Origin of the sequence: Terrimonas rubra, assembly GCF_042686025.1 — a bacterium.
GTDB classification, from domain to species: domain Bacteria; phylum Bacteroidota; class Bacteroidia; order Chitinophagales; family Chitinophagaceae; genus Terrimonas; species Terrimonas rubra.
In genome coordinates this window covers 953,731-975,813 of the sequence record NZ_JBHUOZ010000001.1, presented here as the reverse complement: position 1 = coordinate 975,813, position 22,083 = coordinate 953,731, and the positions used below count along the sequence as shown (strand labels likewise).

Below are 22,083 nucleotides of genomic sequence, written 5' to 3'. Positions count from 1 at the left end.
CGCAGACAGCACAATGCTGCTTTTCTATTTTTACCTTAACCAGTACATCATTACAGGAATGATTTCCATGTGCGTGAAATACTTTAGCAATGAAAATAAAAGTCATCAGGCTGAGTAAGACCAGCGCTGTTATGCTTTTACTAATATTGTTGAAGTAGCGATTCAATTTTTGGTTGGTTATTAATCGAGCGCTAATCTACAGTATTTGCAACGATATTGCAAAAATTATTTTTTGTTTTTTATTAAAAAAGATGACCAGGGTCACACAAATAATTTTATGATAACCCCTAAAACTGCTGCAATCAGTATAATATAAGGCTCTTGTATTTTCTTAATGTAAATCAGGGTCAGGATGGTGGCGATCGTAATCAAAGCAGTAGGAAGATCTACAATGCTATTGGTTGCGATCACCCCTACAGCACCGGCCAGCGCGCCAATTACAGCAGCGGTAATTCCATCAACGAACATCTTCACCGGCCGGCTTTTTGCTATCTTACTAAAATAAGGGGCGGGAATAACTGTAAACAGATAACAGGGTAAAAACGTTGCCAATGCCGCCACACCGGCTCCGGGAAAACCCGCAGCCAGGTAACCGATAAATCCGACTGTAATAACAACCGGGCCAGGTGTGATCATTGCCACGGCTACGGCATCTAAGAATTGCTGTTCAGTAAGCCACTGATTTTCTTCTACAACACCTGCGTGCAGGAAGGGTACAATTGCCAGGCCGCTGCCAAAAACAAATGCTCCCGCTTTTGCAAAAAAGATCGCCATTTTCATAAGGATAGAATCCTCGCCCGCTACCAGGCCGATTTGTAACAGTAAAACACTATTTGTAGAGGACCGGCCAATTGTTTTCGGCGGCGCTTTTACGAACATATATAAAAGCCCCGCAGCCATAAATAATAATATGCTCTCCTGCCTGGTTATAAAAGTTATAATGGCGGCTACTGTAAAAAACAGCCATAATAACCAATTTTGTTTTACAGATTGATAATGGAACTTACCTATAGATTTTGTGGTGAGCTTATAGGAGCTTATGGTGATGATGCCGATAACCGCTGCTCCCACACCGTAGAAGACAGCCTGCATCCAGGGCAGGCCTCCATACATTTTATAGGCCATACCCAGTAATACAACCATAACAAAGGAAGGCATGACAAACGCAAGTCCCGCTAAAGTAGCGCCCGTAATACGATAATGTACAAAGCCCAGGTAAATACCTAATTGAGCAGCCAGCGGGCCCGGGGCTAACTGTGCTAATGCCAGCCCTTCTTTATATTCTTCTTCTGATATCCATTTACGTTTCTCCACCAGGTCCCGGTGCATATACCCCACCAGGGCCACTGGGCCGCCAAATCCTGTTGTACCTAACTTCAGGAAATATATTATTAACTCACGTATGGTATAGGGAGCTTTTTTGTCCATACACTAAAAGTTTAAAATGAAATACCGATTTGAAATCCTGCAGAGAAAGATGCGGGCTGATTGTTTCCGAACCTTACAGGCATGGGCATAGCAATGTAAAAAGCCGATCCCTTGTTTTTTTTAACCACCTTACTAAGAACCGGCGTAACACCATACCGCCCGGAGGTTTCAAAGGCTAACCGGCCTGCAAAACCAAAACCTTTTCCAAGCGCCACCAACACACCGGGATGAATGAGCAGGTTATTCATTTTGCTGGTTTCGCCTTCGGCCCTGATACCGGGAGCAAGCTCAATGGAAAAGCCAATTTTTTTTGATTTCCAGATATTGATACCAAAAGGGAAAACGACCTGGTAATAGCCGTCGAAATTGGTGGTGGTATGATTCTTATTAATGAGGATAATGGGATGCATGATGCTGGCGTATCCCGTAATGGCAGGAGGGGTTGCCGTAGTTTGAGAAAAAGCCTGATGGGACAAAAGTGCCAGCAGCGCGAAAATGATTGTGATCCCGGATGTATTTGAGTTTTGCATGATGAGCAAACCTAAACATCCGGCATGGCCCTGAATAGAAGCTTATTTACCTTTTGGAATGATATTTACTTTTTTCAAATTTTTTCTGAACTGGGAAGGGCTATCGCCTGTATATTTTTTAAATATCCGGCTGAAATGACTTTGATCGGAAAAGCCGGTGAGATATGCTATTTCGGTAAGCGGGATCTTTGGGTTTTTCATAAGATCCATGGCCTTTTCAATCCGCTTTTTCCTCACGTAGTCGCCAAAATTCAGATCATCAAAATACCGGGAAAACTCCCGCGACAAATAGGATGGGTTCAGCTCTAATTCAGAGGATAGTTTTTTAATGTCTATGCTCATTTGTGCATCAACCTGGTCTTGTATCATTTCCTTCAGCTCTCTTACCCATTGGGGTTGCCTGGCGGCAGTTTTAGATTTGAGGAATTTGAGATAAACCTCGTGCAAAAGATTTTCAAAAGGGCTGTTCTGTAAATGTTTCTGTTTATATAAATGCGTGGCCCAGCTATACAAAGCGTCATAAACTTTAAAACCCGTTTCCAGTAATTCATAATCATCGGTGATATTATACGCCAGCCCCGATGAAATGGCCAGGAGCCCGGCAGCTTCGTTGGCAATATCATGACGGTCTGTATCAGCCCCACGGACGATTTTAGCGATTATATCTATGGCAGCGTTTTGAATGTTGTGCTTATGTACAATATAATCAAAAGTACATTTATCGCCATAATGCGTGTATTCGACACCGGGTATATCAAATGGGGTAGCATCCGTTTCTTGTGCTATACGCAAAACATCTTTGAAAGGCACATATATAAATTGAGCATCAGGGTCGACAAATTTTTTTATCAGCCAGGGGCAGGCTAGCCGGTCAATTTTGGGGCGCTCTCTGGTTATCCATTTCATAGCTTAAAGGTAACTACTATGTTACTGCAAAGTATTGAAAAGAATCTATCAAATGCTTCTAAAATGGCAGTTTTAATGGTACCAGGGCCGAGGAACAAATGCTGAATGTAATGAATAGCTGTAACCCTTTTTGATTAGCTACCGGGAGGCTTGCAGAAACAAGCCCCCGTTGTATGTGCAACTAATAGCCGGTAGAATGGCGACAGTTTATAAACTTACTACCACCTTACCGACAGTCCTGCCGCTTTCTACCTGCAAGTGGGCTTTCCCCATTTCATTAAAATTAAATACTTCTGATACGTAAGGTTTAATAATGCCTTGCGACAGCCAGCTTGCTAATACTTCCATATCACTGCCACTGGACGCCACTAAAAAAAACAATGCATGTACATTTTTTGCTTTTGCCCTTTCTATCTGATGTTCACTCAATCCGGCGGGAATGCTGATAACTACCCCGCCATCCTTTACCACCTCCAATGAGTTGTCAATATTGTTGCCACCAACAGTATCCATTACAAAGTCGTATTTAACCTCACTGTTTTTCCAGTTGTAACCGTGATAGTCGATGTGTTCATCGGCACCAAGACCCATTACAAAATCTTTATTTTTAACTGAAGAAGTGCCTACCACATAGGCGCCCAGGTGTTTGGCTACTTGTACTGCGAAATGGCCTACACCGCCGGCTGCTGCATGTACCAATACCTTTTGCCCCGGTGTTATGTTCGCATGCCTGGTCATTGCCTGGTAAGCGGTTAGTGCTGCAAGGGTTGAGGCTGCGGCCTGCCCGTGCGTAATATTTGCCGGTTTGGCTGCAAGCTGATCTACGGGGGCTGCCACATACTCCGCATAGGCTTTGCCATGGCCCGGAAACCGGATCATTCCAAATACTTCATCACCCTGTTTAAAAGTAGCATTGGTTCCGGCCTCTTCCACAACGCCGCTGATATCCCATCCGGGTATAAGCGGGTGCTCGTTTTTCAGTAGCTGGTAAATACCCCCGCCGGCCCGTACCTTAACATCTACCGGGTTTATGCTCACAGCTTTTACCTGTACCAAAACTTCATCGCTTTTGATCTCCGGTTTTGCTGTTTCTATGTATACTAATTTTTCTACACCGCCCGGCTCGTTGATGATAACCGCTTTCATTATTATCCTATATTTTGTTGTTTAATTTACAAAGCGCAGATAGGAGAGATGTACTTACCCACGCTTTGTGGTTAATGTTTAAAGATATTTTGCAAGGTTTAACTCCACGTCACCGTAAGTCTGTAAGCCCTGTTCCAGCAATGCCTTGATCCTTGTTCTGGCTTCCGGCTCAGTAAGTGAAGCAAAGAAAGCAACCTGGGTTTCCATAATATGCTCATTTTTGGGCAAAACGGCCCTTGCATTCATTGTTGCTTTGATTTTTTGGATGATCTTCAGGTCAAAGGAAGCTATACGACGTGCTAAATTATCTACGAACGCATCCAGTTCTTTATCTGTAAAAGCCCTGTTGATCCATCCATAGGCTGCGGCAGTGTCGGCATCGTAATCATCACCACTTAAAATGATCTCCAGCGCCCGTGCCTTGCCGGTGAGCAAGTGAAGTCGTTCCAGTCCGCCGCCACCGGGAAACGAACCGATCCCGATCTCCGGCTGGGCAAATACCGCTTTTTCTTTGCTGGCAAAACGCATGTCAAAAGCCTGGATAAATTCGCTCCCCAAACCTCTTGCGCGGCCCCTGATGGATGCAATGCTGACAAACGGCGCCTGCTCCAGGCGTTTCGCTACATCGGGCCAGGATTTGGAAAGCCCTGTTTTTCCTTCGCCTTTGGGAAACTCAAAAATGTTCACCAACTCTGCATGAGCCACATAAAAATCAGGATTGGCACTTTCAAAAACAACAACTTTCAATTGTTCGTTAGCCTCCAGCTGGTCCATAAGGTCACGGAGCTGCACGGAGAATTCGGGGTCGAATACATTAACCGGAGGGTTGTCTATACTTACCTTCCAGTAACTTTCGCTGATCACCTGTTTTGTGAAGATCATAATTTACAGTTTTAGTTTGATCGAAAAATAAAAGCAGCTTTTGTAAATTTGCTTTCAAATTGCAAGTGCAAATATAGGAACAATCACTTGCAAAATGCAAGTAAATAAATTTTTATGGCAGAAATAAAGAAAAGGTCGGGATGCCCTGTAAGCAGTTCCCTGGATATATGGGGGGATAAATGGTCGTTGCTGATTGTGCGGGACCTGATGTACGCAAAGGCCTGCACCTATGGCGATTTTTTAAAATCGGAAGAAAAAATAGCCACTAATATCCTCGCATCCAGGTTGCAGACACTGGAGGCGGCCGGCATTATTTCCCGGTCGGAGCACCCTGACAGTAAATTGAAAGTTTTATACCGGCTTACTGAAAAAGGGATCGACCTGCTACCGGTGATGATGGAGATCTATCTCTGGGGAGACAAGTATTTCAAGCTTTCCGATACCCATAAGGCATTTTTGCAGGAAGTAAAAAAGGATAAGGAGGGGTTTACTAAAAATCTGAAGCAGAAGCTTAAAAAGGCGATCTGATGACCGGATCCGGTACCAATTGAGCAGACTTCAGGCCTTGTTGTAACCGCTATATAAGGGATGATCCATATTAATGGATTAACTTATGGCGTTCATCACATGTTGTGTGTTAACAGGGGTAAATAATATTTGTGTTAGGAAGACTTCATATAAGAAGTGTCACTTAATCGTTTTATTATTCTTTTTCCATCAGCTGTTTGGTGTAAAAAAGAAACGCCTCCGCTTACCCCGTACAAACTGATATCGTTAAGCATTGCTACATCTAATCCCAGCCACATCACATTAAATATACTCAGTGTATCTCCATGGGAAACGATGATCATATTTTCTTCGTTGTTGTATAAGATTTCGTTATAAAAAGGTAATAGCCTTTGCCACACATTAAACCTGGATTCTGCATCGCTAAAACATTTATCATAAATGGTGTTCTCTTCATTTTCAATATTCTCCTTTAGCCATTGTACGGACTTGCCAATTGCTTTTCCGAGACTTCGCTCCCGTAAAGAATCGGTTTGTGTGGTGGGTATATTTAGTCTTTTTCCTATAATTTCAGCAGTTTGTATTGCTCTTTTCAGGGAGGAAGAATAGATGGAGAATTCCCGGTTTTCGATTTCGGACTTTAAGTTATATGCAATGTTTGCTGCCTGTTGAACCCCGTTATCTGTCAGGTCCCAATCTGTCCAGGAACCAATCATTCCATTAGTATGGTGTACTGATTCAGGATGTTGGATCGTAATGATGTTCTTAATACTGGAATGTTTCATTCTGTTTTGGTCGATGGTGGTTGTTGGAAATGAAATCGCGGTGTTTGCCTCCCCATTTGCTCAGTTGTGCCCAGATTGGAACCAGCTCCTTCGCAATTTCTGTCATCTCATAATCCACGCGGGGCGGCACTTCTGCGTAAACCGTCCTTTTTACCAAACCCTCTTTCTCTAATTCGCGTAACTGGAGCGTTAGCATACGTTCGGTAATACCCGGGATCTGGTTACGAAGTTCGCCAAAGCGCAGCTTTCCTTCTTCAAGCTTACACAGTATCAAAAGTTTCCATCGTCCACCCACTTTGCAGATCGCATAAGTTAAATCACATTCAGTAAGAAGGTATTCGGCGTTGAGACTGTTGGTTGAATTTTCTTTTCTTTTTGCCATTACTTACAAATTTGTATGTACCATACATTGGGATGTGTACCTCACAAAGGTAGTAAAGCCACCCTAATTTTGGGTTTCAAAAAAAGATATTGACATGAATTACAGGGTATTATTAATGGGCTTTGTCCTTTTTATGACGGCAGCAAGCGCACAGACCAACAAGTTAAACGCAGCACTTGACGAATTAACCGCCCGTTTGATCGCTAACAAAGAAGTGGCCGGTATCAATGTTCTTGTGATCAAAGACAATAAGACCTTGTATAATAAAGCTACCGGGTATGCCGATGTTGAAAGACGTAAGCCGCTGGCGACCACCGACATTTTTCGCATTGCCTCCCAAACAAAGGCAATTACCAGTGTTGCCGTGATGATGCTTTGGGAAGAGGGAAGGTTCTTATTAGACGAACCGGTATCAAAATATATTCCGGCCTTCAAAGCACCACGGGTAATTGACACGTTTAACCCTTCCGACAGCAGTTACACCACTATAGCCGCCAACCGGGAGATCACGATCAGGGACCTGCTCAGGCATACCTCCGGTATTACCTATCCTTTCTTCTCCACCGACCCGCGTTTCAATGCGATCTATTCAAAAGCCGAGGTGCCAACCTGGATTGGCAGCGAGGGCGGCAGCTTGAAAGAAAAGATCGGATTGCTTGCACGCCAACCACTGGTGCATCAGCCCGGGAAGGCCTTTACGTATGGATTGAATACTGACGTGCTCGGCTATCTCGTAGAAGTTGTAAGCGGGATGCCCCTGGACGTATTTTTTCAAACGAGGATCTTCAAGCCCCTTGGAATGGACGATACTTATTTTAAGATCCCACAGCATAAAGCGCAGCGGCTGGTACCCGTGGTAGAAATCAATACGTCTGGTATCAGCAGGATCACTCATCCGATCTATGAAGGCAACAGTGTAGATTATCCTACTAAAGAGGGCGTATTGCTATCGGGCGGAGCCGGTCTTAGCTCAACAACAGCTGACTATGCAAAATTCCTTCAGCTGTTGCTTAATCGCGGAATGTATAACGGAAAACGGTTGATTGGTAAAAAAACCCTTGAACTGATGACCACTAACCAGCTTGGTCAGGAAGCAATGGCGAATGGAGATGCCGGCTTCCGGTTTGGACTCGGATTCTCTTTGATAACACAGGACAATCAATACCTCCATTCGGAAAATAGCGGGTCGTTCTACTGGGGTGGTGCATTCAATACACATTATTGGGTTGACCCTGAAGCAAACCTGATCGGGCTTGTTTTTACACAACAATATTTACCATCGTCATATTGGGACCTGGGCACACTTTTCAAAAATGTCATCTACGCATCACTTAACGATTAATTGCCGTGAAAAAATACGCATACATTGGCGGCCTGGGTTTCCTGGCCGTCATTACCACTGAATTCGGGGTCATTGGCATCCTGCCACAGGTTGCCCACCACTATAAGATCAGTATCGACCAGGCCGGATACCTGTTAGGTGCTTTTGCCCTGGTGATCGCCCTTACTGGTCCGGCGATGACCTTACTTCTGTCCGGGTATGACCGCAAGAAGGTGATGCTTGTCGCGATAAGCCTGTTCTTAATTACCGGGATCATCTCATTTCTTTCTCCTCCGTTTTGGCTTCTTCTACTTGTGAGAATTTTACCGGCCTTTCTGCAACCTGTGTACATTGCTACTGCCTTAGCGGTATCAGTATCGGGTGCTGATAAGGCAAGGGAGAACGAGTTGATGAGCATCGTGTTCAGCGGCGTGGCTATTGCTATGGTTTCCACTGTTCCGTTGGCGACCTGGATAGCGAGTTTCTCCTCATGGCAATTTTCTTTCGCCGTACAGGCTATTGTCAGCACGATTGCCCTGATCGCAATATACCTGGGTCTGCCATCCATGCCGGTGACAGAGCGCAGATCCTATGGCAGCGCCTTGAGCATTCTGACCAGGCCGGTCTTCATTGTTAGTACAGCAATGAATTTTTTCATGATCACTGCCTGGTTTGCCACCTACGGTTATTTTGCAGAATACCTTATTAAAGCCAAACAGATGGATGAGATTATGGTGAGCTATATGCTTTTGTTATTTGGAATTATGGGCGTGGTTGCAAATTGGGGCGCCGGGAAAATGCTGAATAAAAATGTTGCTGCTACAACCGCTATTTTTTTGTCGGGCACAATTATAGTACCGGTGTTACTACATTTTTCCGGGGCAGACACCATAAGTACCTGGGTGGTAATTGCGCTTTGGGGACTGTTTTATTCTCCCAGTTTTCTTAACGCTTCAACCTATATGATTTCGGCAGCACCGGACAGTCTTGAATTTGCCAATAGCTTGGCCACTTCTTTTGGAAACCTGGGTGTTACCCTGGGCACGGCAGTTGGCGGATGGATAATAGTTACCTATGGTGCCGAATATTCTCCCTGGGTAACGGTAATCTTTGGGGCGCTGGCTTTTACGATGATGTTATTGAGGCGGGTACTTGAGCAGCGGGTAGCCGCTCCATCGCGGAATGAAGGAAAAGTGGAAAGGGTTTAACATTGCCGTCAAACGATCAAACAGACTTTTCCGTATTCCGTGAGATATAAAACGAAATTTTTTGAGGGCGATTAGTACCCCGGTTCAAAATTTTTGGTGCCTGATTTTTTAAAAAACCGGTCTTGTATAATTCATTCACGAAAAAGATCAGCATATTGTCCCCATCTTTAAAGTTCAATCGTTATTAAGGCGAACATAAAAATTTTAAACAATGAAAGAATTTGCGTTAATCTTCAGATTAAAAGACATTGGGGATTTTAAGCCCTCACCCGAACAAATGCAGCAACGGATGAACTGGTTGGCCGGTATTGCCGCTCAGGATAAATTAGTGGATAAGGGCAACACGCTTTTACCCGCTCCGGGAAGCGCCAAAACGGTAAAACCAAATAATGTGGTAACAGACGGCCCGTACACTGAGATCAAAGAGTTTATCAGCGGGTATATCGTGATAAAAGCCGAATCGATTGACGAGGCTGTAGCAATAGCAAAAGAGAATCCTATTTTTGAACAGGTAGGAGGAAGTATTGAAGTTCGTGAGATTTTAAAACGCGACTAAAAGATCATATGGCTGATTATGGGAGCAGGGCAACAGTGTAACGAATTATTACCCCACTTATTCCGCCAGGAATATGCGAAAATGACGGCAGTGTTAAGCCGTCATTTTGGCCTGCGCCATATTGAAGTTGCTGAGGATATTGCCAGTGACACCTTTTTAAAAGCATCTGAGCACTGGGCGATCAACGGAATCCCGGAAAACCCTATTGCCTGGTTATATGCCGTGGCAAAGAATAAGACTAGGGATTATTTTAAAAATGTACGCGTTTTTGAAACTAAAGTCAAAAACGTAATGACAACAAATGAGGTTCAGGCAGCGCCTGATTTTCATTTTAATGAGGCGGTTATCTCCGATAGCCAGCTGGCAATGATATTTGCCGTCTGTAACCCTTCAAATTCAACAGAAAGTCAAATTTGTTTAGCACTTCAGATTCTTTGCGGGTTTAGTGTGGAAGAAATCTCCAATGCATTTTTGACGAAACCTGAGACCATTAAAAAGCGGTTGCTCAGGGCAAGAGCCACACTGCGTAATGATCATTTTGAGATTAAAACATTAAATGAAAGCCAGATCACATCGAGGCTGGATATTGTATTAAAAACCCTGTACCTCCTGTTTAACGAAGGCTATTTTTCCAAAACCAATGATCTTCAGATCCGGAAGGATATCTGTTCGGAAGCATTAAGACTGACATTTTACTTAACAGAAACTCCTTTAACGAATACTCCTGCGGTGAACGCACTGATGGCGCTCATGTGTTTTCAGAGTTCTCGCCTGGAAGCCAGGACCGATGAATATAACGAAACTATCCTGTTTGAACAGCAGGATAAAAACCAATGGGATCAATCCCTCATTACCAGGGGAAATTATTATTTGATTAATGCTACCAATGGAGGCGGTATCTCAAAATACCATTTGGAGGCCGGTATTGCCTACTGGCATACGGTGACCAGTCAGGAGAATAAATGGGAAAAAATATTACAACTATATAACCAGCTTATGCTCATAGAATATTCGCCAATTACGGCACTTAACAGAACTTTTGCATTTGCCAGGGTATACGGAAATGATAAGGCAATAGCAGAAGCGGAAAAACTAAAACTTACTACCAGTAATTACTACCACGGGTTACTGGGGTATTTGTATTCGGAAAAGAACATTTCAAAAGCCATTGAACATTACAAAACAGCCATGAGCCTAACCCGGTCCGGGGCAGAAAAACAAACACTGGCGAAAGAGATCCAACGCCTGAAAAAAAAGAGTAAATGAAGGCTCGGGTGATTTTAGAGGAGAAGCAGGCGTTTTGTACGATGTAATTATCATGTTGCGCCAATGGGCCGGAAAACAATAATGGAGCTATAGAAGCCGTACCAGACAACCCTGACAATATCCTTTTTTTAACTTTACATTATGTCGATAAAACAATCGATCAATAATACTTAAGCCCGGAAACTATTATCTTCTGCGTTACAAGAACTTATCAAACTTAGTCATTAGCTTTGAGACTCCGGAGGTCAAAAAAAGTATTATGAATATCATCAATGACTATGACAACTTCTTTCTGCCAGCAGAAAACCTGGATGAGGCAAAGGAATTTTATATCAACAAACTTGGACTGGATATCAAATTTGATTTTGCCGATAAAGGCATGACGGCCTTTCGGGTGGGGGATAATGAACCTGCCATTATTGTGAACAGTATGCAAAACGCAAAGCCTGCCATCTGGTTTACCGTGGGATGTGCAACAAGCTTATACCATGCTGCAGCAAAAGGGAATAAATTTTCTAAGTGAGCCGTTTGAAATTGCGACCGGGCTGGCTGTGGAATTTACCGATCCGTCCGGCAACAAACTGGGGCTCACGGATTATTCGAAAATGCCTCAGCTCCGTGTACAAAAAAACAATAAAGACTAAAACAGCAAGGCACCCACTTTACACGCTCCTTCAAACGAATAAGTAATGGTACAATTCGGCTATACAATTTTATATGTGCAGGATGTTGCAGCATCTATCGCATTTTACGAACAGGCATTTGGGCTGGAGCGACGGTTCCTAACCCCTGAAAATGATTACGGGGAGTTACAGACCGGCGCAACCACCATCGCCTTTGCCTCCCAGGGACTAGCCAATACAAACCTTAAAAACGGGTTTATTGAAAGCAACCCGGATGCCAGGCCTTTCGCTATGGAGCTGGGGTTTGTAACACAGGATGTAGCAGCGGCGGTAACACAAGCGTTACAGTCGGGTGCTAAAATGGTACAGGAACCCATGCAAAAACCATGGGGGCAGACGGTGGCTTATGTACGGGATATAGATGGGTTTTTGATTGAGCTCTGCACACCCGTTAAGCTGTAAGTAAGCTGTTTTAATATCAAAAAAAATACTGCCGCTGGCGGTGAAAGAATACCAGGAATCATATTATCAACTGCCAGGAAAATAAAACGGCCATTTATGGTGTGGTCAATGATACCGAAAACTTTTACGCCCCCAACTGATCGCCAAAACAAACCAGGGTTTCGAAGAGGGTTTCTCTGGAAAAACCGTTCAGCTCCTTTTCTTTTGCTGATCCAGATATAATCGGATAAGAACTTACTCAACCCGCTGTTTAATTACTGTGTGAAGGGTTTCAAAACTTTAAATTCATTTTATTCTTTTTAAATATAGGTCTTGAAAGTCGAAACTGAAATCCATAGAAGGCGATATTCCTTTTATTTTAAAAGATTGAGCGCTGTCTTTTTGTTCAGGATAAAAAGTGATTAAAGCGTCACAATTCATGTCACGGTATTCCCATTTGACGGCAAACATGTTGGTGTCATAAAAAAACATGCGACCGTTTAATTTTGGCGAACGCAAACTTCTGATCCAAAGCCCGGCCCCTTTCTTAAAAATCTCCATCCGTCCAAACCATTTATCTTCATACATACCAATATAATCATGAGGGTTGTATTTGGTGTTTTTTACAGAATCGACCTGTGCCCAAACCTTCCTTGTTGCTTCATCAGCAGCGCTTATGTTTACGGCAAGATTTCGGACCCTGTTATCGATCCACTTTGCATCATCCAGGCCGAAATAACTGTCCATAATTGTTCTGGTAAGCGCAAATGCCAGGCTACCACCACCGCTTTCGGTATTCGTTAAAACTACTATCCCTAATTTCAAATCTGGTACTAAGGTCACCTGTGATAACATGCCGGGCAAGCCGCCTGTATGCATGGCCACTAAATTACCTCTCATATCATTTAGCACCCAACCTAAACCATATCCGTTAAAATGCGTATTGTATCGTTCAGAGACATAATTGGGTAAAACAGTTTGAATCGTCCACATTTTACCGCTGTTCGCGGTACTAAACAGCACTTGTTTTTGATCACTTCCATACCGCCCCCTATTGATCTGGGTGACCATCCATTTTGACATGTCTGAAACATTAGAATATATCCCACCTGCCGGACCAATCATTCCAATGTTGAAGCGGTTTATCGTTTTTAATTCACCCGTTGCTGTAGAATGCGGAGCAGCAAGACTCCCGGCTGTAGGAATATTAGGGTCCCCGACAAAAGAAGAAGTCATCTGCAATGGGGTGAAAATTCGTTTTTGAATAAATTCATCGAACCTCATATTACTCACCCTTGCTATGATTTCGCCGGCAATAATATAGAGTAAATTATCATAGTTATATTTTGTTCTAAAAGGGGAAACGGGTTTGAAATGTTGAAAAATACCCAGGAGATCATTCACCGTGAAATCAGCTCCGTCCGGAATGAAAGTTAAATCACCCGCTCCCAATCCCAGGCCGCTGCGATGAGTCAGCAGATCAGCAATGCTAAAATTGTCCGTTACATAATCGTTGTACATTTTAAATTCAGGGATATGGTCTTTTACTTTATCCTCCCACTTTACCTTCCCTTCATCTACTAATATTGCAAGTGCGGCGGTGGTAAAAGCCTTGGTATTGGATGCTATTTGGAAGTTGCTATATTCTGTGACTTTCTCTTTCGTGTTGATAGAAGCGAAACCATACCCTTTTTGGTGTATAACCTTTCCATCTTTTACAACGGCAATCGAGGCTCCGGCAACGTTTAATTTAATTAAAGCCTCTTCCATAAGTGAGTCGATCTTTTGAGAAGATAACTGGGAAAAAACCGGAAGAGCAGTCAATACTAATAAGGTCACTAAAGCGAACTGAGCTATTGTTTTTTTCATGGCGTCCTGATTTTCAAAAATATAAACCAAAGAAACATTGAAAAAGCGGCTAAAACTTGTAAAATTGTTACCTGCTACATAAAACGCCAAACGTTCTTTAGTTCCGTATTTACATTTCTAAAAAAAGAATGCGGGCTTGATTTGGTCAAGGTTTTAAAGTCTTTTACCAGGTGAGGTTGATCGTAGAAGTCGTTTTCGTAGGACAACTCTGTTAAGTTTTTCACTTTGCCCTTGTTCCTTAAAGCATTTCTGAACCTAAATATTTTTCTGTAATCCATAGGAGATTTGCCCAGATACTTGTAAACCATCTTGTATAGATGTTTTCTCGAAATATTATTTTTTTGGGCAATGTCGGCAATCTTCATGTTTGATTCAATATCAGCCAAAATATTTTCAATGGCAGATAAATCTTTCTCTATCAACTTCGATAACCAATACGCTTCCAATTCCTTTCTTTGGCATTGCACATCAACAATATGAAAGATCCGACTCATCTCTTCCTTAAAATCTGAAAAGCCGGGTGTAAATTCTACCATCTGGCTAGATGAAAACATTGTCTCAACATTATTTACAAAACGATTAATACCAAGTGGCTTGAAATAAATAGTTATCTCCCGAATGGGTTTTTCGTAATATACTATTATCGGAACAGTGTAATTATAGACCAGGCTGGCATGTATATTTTTTTTTGCAGAGGGCACAATTGAGATCCTGTTTTCGGCAAACGTAAAATCTGAATTGAGATTTATTGTGACAATAGAATAATTATTGGGGAAGGTTAAATATTCTTCAGTTCTTTTCGGGTCGTCATCAGCAATGAAATAGTAGCCTTCTATAAATTGCTTCAACGTATCATTTTCTGGTATGTAAAATTGTAATTTCAAACCGATCAATTTTTTGAATAGGCGGTACGCATTAAACCATTCCTTTGGTCTATTAAAATGTTATCTTCTTTCTTTACAACAGTATGCAAATATTCCGGGGCTAATAAGCTATTTTGTTTTTGATTTTCAATTTATCACAGCCTTACCATCTGGATGTATCACCTTTTACTAAAGTTACTGTTTTTGTTTAATTGGTAATAAAAAGGAGAACAGTTCATTTTATTATTGGAACCATTGAGGGGCTTAAGGCCGATGACCGGCGGCCTTTTTAGCGAAGCATACTAAGTTGACAGGTTCGTAGAGGAGGTTCATTATGATACTAGAACGGGAAATATCGGATACCTAAACTCGGCTTTATTTTGAAGCAAGAACAAACAAAATGGCCAGCAGCGCAGGAAGTGCCTGTACAAAAAAAATTTTTTTAGAAGCGGTAAACGCGCCGAATATACCTGCAACAGCTACACATCCGAGGAAGAACAGCCTGATATTGATGCTCCATGTTGCATCATTGATGAAAAAAGACCAAACCAAACCTGCCACAAGAAAACCGTTATAAAGCCCCTGATTTGCGGCCAGCCCTTTAGTTGGTTTGAAAAGATGGTGGGGTAAAGATTTTCCGAATGTTTTTTTACCGGCAGTTTCCCATGCAAACATTTCCATCCAAACAATATAGATATGTTCTATAATAACGAGAGTAGTAAGGATGTTTGCAATTATGTGCATCATAATTATTAAAATCGGTTAGTTTGATGAACCGGTATATAGGATACAAATCTATACATTATATTATTGAAAAGGGTTTCGCTTTTAAACAATTTGTTTAAAGGTAATACCTAATTGGTTCGTTAAATTAAAAGCCTGTCAAAAGGGATTGCCTCCCGGCGGTGCCTGCCAGGCGTTCGATCTATAATAAGATTTTTGAACAGCGCTACTTCTGGCCATTACAGGTAATATTTTTAACCGGGTTGCTATTTTTCATTATTTTCTGCAATGGTCCGTAAATGGGTGGGGTAACGTTCGCCGGTGATCTTAATTGTTGACAAGGCCCTATTAATTTGACCTAATTCGTCGTTTGTAATAGTGACTTTTGTTGCACCAATGTTTTCCTGCAAACGGAGTAATTTTGAGGTGCCGGGAATGGGAACGATGAATGGTTTTTGTGCCAGCAACCAGGCCAATGCGATTTGTGCTGGTGTTGCGTTTTTGTCTGCTGCGATAGCAGTAACCAAATCAACCAGTGCCTGATTGGCGGCCCTGTTTTCTTTGCTAAAACGAGGCAGCATATTTCTCGTATCATTTTTATCCAACTCAACACCTGCGTTGATGGTTCCTGTCAGAAAACCTTTGCCCAATGGACTGAAAGGAACTAAACCAATTCCCAGTTCTTCTAATGTTGAAAGGATATTGTTTTCGGGTTCACGATAAAACATAGAATATTCGCTTTGCAAAGCTGTTACAGCTAAAACAGCGTGCGCTTTACGAATCGTTTCTTCATTTGCTTCGGAGAGGCCAAAATACCTGACCTTGCCTTCCCGGATTAAATCTTTTACTGCTCCTGCCACCTCTTCAACAGGAATATTGGGGTCAGGCCTGTGCTGGTAAAATAAATCAATGACGTCTGTCCTTAGTCTTTTTAACGAAGCTTCGGCTACGGCTTTGATGTTGTCAGGATGACTGTCTAAGCCTTGTCTTACATCCCCGTTTTTAAAACCGAATTTAGTGGCGATAACAACCTCTTTTCGTAATGGTTCAAGTGCTTCCCCTACTAAGAGCTCATTCTCTCCGTAGCCCTGGGCCGTGTCAAAAAAAGTAATACCCTGTTCAACGGCTGAACGAATTAATTTGATGCTTTCTTCCTTTGATGGTGCATTGGGGAAGCTTAACCCCATTGCTCCAAAACCAAGTTCAGACACTTCCGGTCCGCTTTTTCCTAATTTTCTTAATTTCATTTTTCCAGATTTTAAATTTGAAAAACGAAATTGACCAAATAAAAAATGGTATCATTTGCCAAATGGCAAAAAGCGGTTTTAGCGGATATTTTTTCTGATCCTGCTTAAAGAAGATTGTGTGATCCCCAGATAAGAAGCAATGTATGACAATGGTACGCGATTTACCAGTGTTGGGAATTTTTTAATGAAGTCAAGATAACGTTCAGTTCCCTCCTGAGACACCAATTCACTTCTTCTTGTAATTTTTTCAGTGTGATGTTTGGTAATTATTTTTTGAATAATACTGCTCCAGCCTATAATAGTGTCGCTGAGGTCTTTCCAGTCCTGTTTTGAAAAAACAACCAGTTTACAATCTGTGGTAGCAGAAAGGTATTCGGAAGGGGTATAAACTTCGTCAACAGTGTTTCCGGATAAAATCAAATGATTTTCGTCAATAAAGTACCTGGTAATCTCTTCGCCTTTGTTGTTGTAATAAAAAACCCGAATAACGCCATTGGTTAGAAACCCGATTTGTTTCACGGTTTTCCCGGCTTCCCAGTAGTATTCGTCTTTGTGGAGTTCTACTTCTGTCGCCTTGTTCTTAATAAGGTCAATTTGTTGCTTATTCAAATTGCCAAACTGTAAAACATATTCAATGAAGGTATCCATTGAGCAAAGTTAGAAATTGTTGTTGGATGTGAATTTGTCATTTGACAAATAATAGTTGTTTCCCGCAATGTCCTTATATTGATAACCTTGCTATTTGATTGAAATACCGGAAATCCACTGACAAAACAGGCATTGATAAGCAATAAGGAACTCCGTGCAAAAGAATGTTAAAATATGTCTTTAAACCTAAGATATTAAGGTCTATCCATAAAACATGTATTTTAGCTGATATTTCTAATCCGATGATCCGCAAATTATCAAAACAAAGTATAGCAGCGCAAGTGGAAATAATACATTTATTGCATAATGCTGTTTAGCTGAATAGATATAACATTAGTCTCAGTTTCAGTTAAATTGTAAATGACTGTAACCCCTCTCTATAGACGTTGAGCTTTTTTGAAGACACATTTGTTAGAGGAACATGGGCTTTAATTGTGGAGGGCAGATCAGATGTTAAAAAGTTTAGAGAAGTATATTTAAAGTTCTTAGCTTTTAAGGAGCTCATTCCCACAACAATCGATTTTAAAGGACGAAAATACCACAATGTGGTATTGCATTATAAAACAGGGTTTCCTACTTTAGCTAAGCTTCCTGACTAATTTAACTTGCGACTTCTTTCGCCGCTCATTGTTGGGGCTATTTTGAAAGTTGCAGGGAATTGCTCTACCTAAAAATGCTACAATGCCCAAAAACCACTGTGTCGAACCTAAGTTTGATGCGTTTAAAATTTATTGCGTCCACCGTCCTACAGCTAGAAAGAATACTTAGCCGATCATAATATTCTATCTACATACCATTTTTATTTCTCCACCAAAACCCAATCATAAATCAACTATGAGAAGAAATCAAAAACTACTGTTACTGAGCCTTACATTCGGCATCTTCCTAATTGTTAGTAATAGCTGCCGCAAAATAGATTTCGAACGGACCAAATCAGAAGATATTTCTAGTGTAAAGGCTCGGTTTTTTCAAACCACTACTACTACCCATCCAACAGTATTAGCCATTGCTCGCAGTATCGAGCGACAAGATGCTTCCCGCAATTTTGTGAGCCGCTTGACTCGAAATGCGGGTTTCCCATTATGGGATAAATCAAAGGTGGCCACAGGACGATCTCAAGCTACAAGAGGGCAGGGAAACGCCGTTGACAATCAAATGATATTTATTCCATTTGTCCGCGACAGTAGTATTACTACCGATGCTATACTCATCGCAAAGATCACACAGTCCGACACGTTGTACCGGCTGGTCTATCCAACCCGGTATCGCGACCTTTTGGGTGAAGGACAGCCTACAGAGGGGCAATGGGGGGGCAAGGACCTCTTTTTATCCTTCCTGTATTTTGACTACAACATTTTCGGGAACACCCAATTCGATCTGTACGATAGAAGATTGATTGATCAAAGTAATGATTTGTCCATGGACAATCGACTTGAAATAATTCGATTCCACAACAACAATGCGGGGCGAATTCATGGGTCCGAGAATGGCGTCTATTGGGAAGAGGTATGTATAACATATACTTATTTTGTTAGCTGTACAGCTGTTAGGAGTTCTGCCGTATATAACAGGTCTATGATAAAGCCCTCTTGCTCGGCTGAAAATACCGTCTGCATTACCTTTTGGTTTGATGACTTTAATGATGAAGATTGGAGCTGGTTTAGTGTGCAGAGCAGTGGCGGTACAAGTGGTTCCGGCTCTTGCACGAATTGTAATTGGGAAGACGAAGATCCCTGTCCGGAAAATGAACCAGGTACCCCCGCCACTGGTTTTGAATGCGACCCTGGCTGGCTTCCGGAAATTCCATTTGACAGGATCGAAAAAGTAGACACTACGACTTTCGATAGACTGGCGGAATATGAGCATGTCAGCACTTATGTAACTTCTTCCGGCCAGCTTATCACATTTCCTGCAGGTGCCCGCGTACAGGTTTATAAAAACATTGATCCAGCCAGTCATACCAATGGTGCAGTATATGGCTTCTCTATCAATGGACAGCGATACGTATCGATCCAAGAGGAATATCTTATGCCTGGTGCCATAGCAGTTCCTCCACCGAAATTTACAGGCTTCTATAAGGTTGTGAATGGCCGACCCAATTTTGACAGCCTGTTCAATCCTTCTCTGCTGGTTCAAAATCCAACGCCGGTGGACGGCTTCGTGAAAGTGGTCAGAATGAAATGGGTGAAAGAACCGAATGGGCAGTGCAAAATTGAGCGACAGATCGTAGATTATCGTCTACGGCCCAACACTCCAGGCAACATCAATACAACCGCCAGTGAAGTTTTCGATATTGAATCTGCACCCTCTTCACCAGGATCAGTAGTGGAATCTACTCCTACCGAGTGCCCGGCAGCTTCTCCCATCAGTGCCCCAGCTTCGCAGACACAAAAAACAATTACCAGTTATTTTAATGAATCGGCTGCCAAGCTGGACAGCTTTTTAAACAACCGGCTGCACAGCTCGGTAAAGATTTATTTCTATGATCAGCAGACTCAATCCGTAAAATACACTGTCGGCCAGGGTGGCCCCAAAACATTGACCTTTGGCGAAGAACTTACAGAAACTAACAAATTCGAAGACGGTACTTTCGGACCTACCGATGCTGACATTGCTATTCGCGCCTATATTGAAAATGGACAGTGGCAATATGAGGTAAAATTGAATTACACACGACTTGGCAACCCACATCCCAAAATTGTTAACCATGTACAACAGGTTGTGACCGAGATCAGGGAGCAGGCTGAAGCAGAAGCCCGTGATGTACGCACCGTTGGTCGCGAACGACAACTCGAAAGATATCAGGTGCTGAATGAAGAGGAGTTTTCTAAAGAAGGGATGGGACTGCTGGAGGCCATCAGCGCCATTTGGGATGTCGGCCGTCACATCATTAAAGAAGGCCAGATGCCTGAGTTCATCTGGGATCGTGGTGTTCGGTCTAATACTACCCTGATCAATGTGAAGGCTCTTTACGATAAGAGTGTCTTTAAAATGCCATCAGCAGCGGCAGGCGCAACCGATCAACTGGTGGATGAACTTACCGGAGTAATGCAAATGGTCAAAGCCGGTTATGACTTTATTCGTCATCCCGCCCGCACCCTCAATACGATCTGGAACGGTATCGGCAAACTCAACAGTGAAAAAATTCGCCAGTTCCTCGCGGCTGCTTCCGGTTACGATAATTATAATGCAGGCGGGGATCGCAGCAAGTACCAAGGTGGCCGGCATAGCGTGCAGGTAGCAATGATCGTTATCGGCACCGTCAAGATACTAAATAAAGGACAGGATGTGGTAAAAGGTGCTGGGGAAGAAATGACCGGTGTCCAGAGCTTTGTTCCCAACACACCAGGCACCAACCCTGTTTCAGATGCGATCAAAAATGCTTCGACCAATGGTAAGCTGGTAAGGAAAATTGACAATGATAAACTCCTGACGAAAAATATCATAAATGGCGAAGAGCATGTGATCGTGATCGATAGGACAAATGAAGTGTATAGCGGAAAAGCCACACATAACATCGACGGGGTAAACGATAATGTACTGAAAGCGTCCAATGCAGATGAGATCATTGATATGCATCAGGATCTGGCTATTAACACTGAGGCCAAAGTGTATCCGCAGCGTTGGATCGACGGGAAAGCATTTGAAAAGGCCATTAATACAGATCCATCCCATCCCCTAAAAGTACAAACAGCTAGTGGTGTAAATCTAACGGGATTTGAAAGAGTGAGTCAGGTGCAGATTAAACTCCCTGACGGTAGCTACATGGTAGCAGATAATGTATGGTATAAGAGTGTCGGACCTAACCGATATGAAATAGTAGTCAATGAAACCAAGTTGAGTAGCAATGCTCCGTTTACGACAAACCAAATAAATTTTACGAATCAGGTAAGCACCGGAAATACTAATTTTACGTTGAGAAGCAGCAGGTTTGGGCAGAATTTTCCGCAAAATGCACAACTGGAAGTAAAAGCTTATGTCAATACTATCGGAGATGGAACTCCAGGGATTTCAAACTATAATGTAACCAAAATATATTAGGAATGAACAAGACGGAAGCACGACAACTGATGATGAAATACTTGATACCCCGGATTGAACAATATGGCTTTAAGGAACGGGGAAAAGCAACTGACTTTCAAATTGTAAGAAAGGTTGATTGTGGAGAAGACGTTATTAACGGTGGGTTAACAGATTATAATCCTGAACAGCAAATAATATACAATTTTTATAAGAGGCATAAATCAATCATTGAACTGTTAATGGCACTTGAGAAAAAAGGCATTTCTTTGTCACCTCCTATTTCAAAACACACGGGGACGATTGGATTCAGTTATGAAACTATAAATGGAATACTTCAAATTGGTTACTTACCTACTATGAAAACTGAACATGACGTGGAAAAATGCGTAGGCTTAATAACCGACTTCATGGAAACTACTGCGATACCTCTGTTAGACAAATTTGAAGATTTACGGGAAATAGATAGAATGATTAACGGGAAAACCCCTTGGGAAACAGATGCGGATAAGCCCTATCGATTTGGTGGGAATTTTCACTTAAAGAGACTGATTGTTTCAAAACTTGCAGGGTTAGGAACCTACGATCGGACATTGAATTTTATAAGGGAGAATTATACTTCTCATTTTAATGACAAATATGGAGACGACTACAAACAAGCTTTGCAGCACGTTGAAGAGTTAAACAATATTTTGGAAGGAGTAATGCCGATCTACTAAAAAATCTGAAAAG

21 protein-coding genes are annotated in these 22,083 nt (G+C 42.2%); 9 read left to right on the top strand and 12 right to left on the bottom strand.

Annotated features, from left to right (window positions below; all coding sequences use genetic code 11):
* Nucleotides 1–261: 261 nt before the first annotated feature.
* The 5 genes from ACFS6H_RS04210 to ACFS6H_RS04190 all read right to left on the bottom strand — a co-directional run bounded on the left by ACFS6H_RS04210 (nt 262) and on the right by ACFS6H_RS04190 (nt 4,892).
* On the bottom strand, nt 262–1,428 hold the full coding sequence (locus ACFS6H_RS04210; RefSeq protein ID WP_386095535.1) for a chromate transporter: 1,167 nt from the start codon (nt 1,426–1,428) through the stop codon (nt 262–264).
* 11 nt (nt 1,429–1,439) lie between these two features.
* A complete protein-coding gene (locus ACFS6H_RS04205; protein ID WP_386095533.1) occupies nt 1,440–1,838 on the bottom strand; it encodes a hypothetical protein in 399 nt (132 codons plus the stop codon).
* 162 nt (nt 1,839–2,000) lie between these two features.
* On the bottom strand, nt 2,001–2,864 hold the full coding sequence (locus tag ACFS6H_RS04200) for a chromate resistance protein ChrB domain-containing protein (RefSeq protein WP_386095531.1): 864 nt from the start codon (nt 2,862–2,864) through the stop codon (nt 2,001–2,003).
* Between the two features lie 207 nt (nt 2,865–3,071).
* On the bottom strand, nt 3,072–4,010 hold the full coding sequence (locus ACFS6H_RS04195; protein WP_386095529.1) for an NADP-dependent oxidoreductase: 939 nt from the start codon (nt 4,008–4,010) through the stop codon (nt 3,072–3,074).
* A 78-nt stretch (nt 4,011–4,088) separates the two neighbouring features.
* A complete protein-coding gene (locus tag ACFS6H_RS04190) occupies nt 4,089–4,892 on the bottom strand; it encodes an enoyl-CoA hydratase/isomerase family protein (RefSeq protein WP_386095527.1) in 804 nt (267 codons plus the stop codon).
* A gap of 114 nt (nt 4,893–5,006) precedes the next feature.
* Here ACFS6H_RS04190 and ACFS6H_RS04185 point away from each other — a divergent pair, with 114 nt between their 5' ends.
* Nucleotides 5,007–5,420, top strand: a complete 414-nt coding sequence (locus ACFS6H_RS04185) for a winged helix-turn-helix transcriptional regulator (protein WP_386095525.1) — start codon at nt 5,007–5,009, stop codon at nt 5,418–5,420.
* 134 nt (nt 5,421–5,554) lie between these two features.
* Here ACFS6H_RS04185 and ACFS6H_RS04180 read toward each other — a convergent pair whose 3' ends face one another.
* Entirely contained in the window at nt 5,555–6,184 is a 630-nt protein-coding gene (locus ACFS6H_RS04180; protein ID WP_386095523.1) for a histidine phosphatase family protein, read from the bottom strand.
* The gene (locus tag ACFS6H_RS04175; RefSeq protein ID WP_386095521.1) at nt 6,165–6,566 is read right to left on the bottom strand and encodes a winged helix-turn-helix transcriptional regulator; all 402 of its coding nucleotides are present in this window, start codon (nt 6,564–6,566) and stop codon (nt 6,165–6,167) included. The genes ACFS6H_RS04180 and ACFS6H_RS04175 overlap by 20 nt, the downstream gene beginning before the upstream one ends.
* A gap of 94 nt (nt 6,567–6,660) precedes the next feature.
* Between ACFS6H_RS04175 and ACFS6H_RS04170 the strand changes: the two genes are divergently transcribed.
* The 6 genes from ACFS6H_RS04170 (at nt 6,661) to ACFS6H_RS04145 (ending at nt 12,002) form a co-directional block, all read left to right on the top strand.
* Complete coding sequence (locus tag ACFS6H_RS04170) at nt 6,661–7,908, top strand: serine hydrolase domain-containing protein (RefSeq protein ID WP_386095519.1); 1,248 nt, start codon at nt 6,661–6,663, stop codon at nt 7,906–7,908.
* A 5-nt stretch (nt 7,909–7,913) separates the two neighbouring features.
* Nucleotides 7,914–9,095, top strand: a complete 1,182-nt coding sequence (locus ACFS6H_RS04165) for an MFS transporter (RefSeq protein ID WP_386095517.1) — start codon at nt 7,914–7,916, stop codon at nt 9,093–9,095.
* A 211-nt stretch (nt 9,096–9,306) separates the two neighbouring features.
* Nucleotides 9,307–9,651, top strand: coding sequence for a YciI family protein (locus ACFS6H_RS04160; protein ID WP_386095515.1), 345 nt, complete (start codon nt 9,307–9,309; stop codon nt 9,649–9,651).
* An 18-nt stretch (nt 9,652–9,669) separates the two neighbouring features.
* The gene (locus ACFS6H_RS04155) at nt 9,670–10,917 is read left to right on the top strand and encodes an RNA polymerase sigma factor (protein WP_386095513.1); all 1,248 of its coding nucleotides are present in this window, start codon (nt 9,670–9,672) and stop codon (nt 10,915–10,917) included.
* 259 nt (nt 10,918–11,176) lie between these two features.
* The gene (locus ACFS6H_RS04150; RefSeq protein ID WP_386095511.1) at nt 11,177–11,440 is read left to right on the top strand and encodes a VOC family protein; all 264 of its coding nucleotides are present in this window, start codon (nt 11,177–11,179) and stop codon (nt 11,438–11,440) included.
* Between the two features lie 166 nt (nt 11,441–11,606).
* Complete coding sequence (locus ACFS6H_RS04145) at nt 11,607–12,002, top strand: VOC family protein (RefSeq protein ID WP_386095510.1); 396 nt, start codon at nt 11,607–11,609, stop codon at nt 12,000–12,002.
* A gap of 285 nt (nt 12,003–12,287) precedes the next feature.
* On the opposite strand, the gene ACFS6H_RS04140 is transcribed toward ACFS6H_RS04145, so the two are convergent.
* The 5 genes from ACFS6H_RS04140 to ACFS6H_RS04120 form a co-directional block, all read right to left on the bottom strand.
* A complete protein-coding gene (locus ACFS6H_RS04140) occupies nt 12,288–13,850 on the bottom strand; it encodes a serine hydrolase (protein WP_386095508.1) in 1,563 nt (520 codons plus the stop codon).
* A 74-nt stretch (nt 13,851–13,924) separates the two neighbouring features.
* The gene (locus ACFS6H_RS04135) at nt 13,925–14,734 is read right to left on the bottom strand and encodes a helix-turn-helix domain-containing protein (RefSeq protein ID WP_386095506.1); all 810 of its coding nucleotides are present in this window, start codon (nt 14,732–14,734) and stop codon (nt 13,925–13,927) included.
* Nucleotides 14,735–15,088: 354 nt separating this feature from the next.
* On the bottom strand, nt 15,089–15,460 hold the full coding sequence (locus tag ACFS6H_RS04130) for a DUF1304 domain-containing protein (RefSeq protein WP_386095504.1): 372 nt from the start codon (nt 15,458–15,460) through the stop codon (nt 15,089–15,091).
* Nucleotides 15,461–15,702: 242 nt separating this feature from the next.
* Nucleotides 15,703–16,683: an aldo/keto reductase gene (locus tag ACFS6H_RS04125; protein WP_386095502.1), complete on the bottom strand. Its 981-nt coding sequence runs from the start codon at nt 16,681–16,683 to the stop codon at nt 15,703–15,705.
* 78 nt (nt 16,684–16,761) lie between these two features.
* Nucleotides 16,762–17,331, bottom strand: coding sequence for a Crp/Fnr family transcriptional regulator (locus tag ACFS6H_RS04120; protein ID WP_386095500.1), 570 nt, complete (start codon nt 17,329–17,331; stop codon nt 16,762–16,764).
* An 834-nt stretch (nt 17,332–18,165) separates the two neighbouring features.
* On the opposite strand from ACFS6H_RS04120, the gene ACFS6H_RS04115 reads away from it, so the two are divergent.
* Together ACFS6H_RS04115 and ACFS6H_RS04110 are read left to right on the top strand one after the other, a co-directional pair.
* On the top strand, nt 18,166–21,372 hold the full coding sequence (locus tag ACFS6H_RS04115; protein ID WP_386095498.1) for a hypothetical protein: 3,207 nt from the start codon (nt 18,166–18,168) through the stop codon (nt 21,370–21,372).
* Nucleotides 21,373–21,374: 2 nt separating this feature from the next.
* A complete protein-coding gene (locus ACFS6H_RS04110) occupies nt 21,375–22,070 on the top strand; it encodes a hypothetical protein (protein ID WP_386095496.1) in 696 nt (231 codons plus the stop codon).
* Nucleotides 22,071–22,083 lie beyond the last annotated feature (13 nt).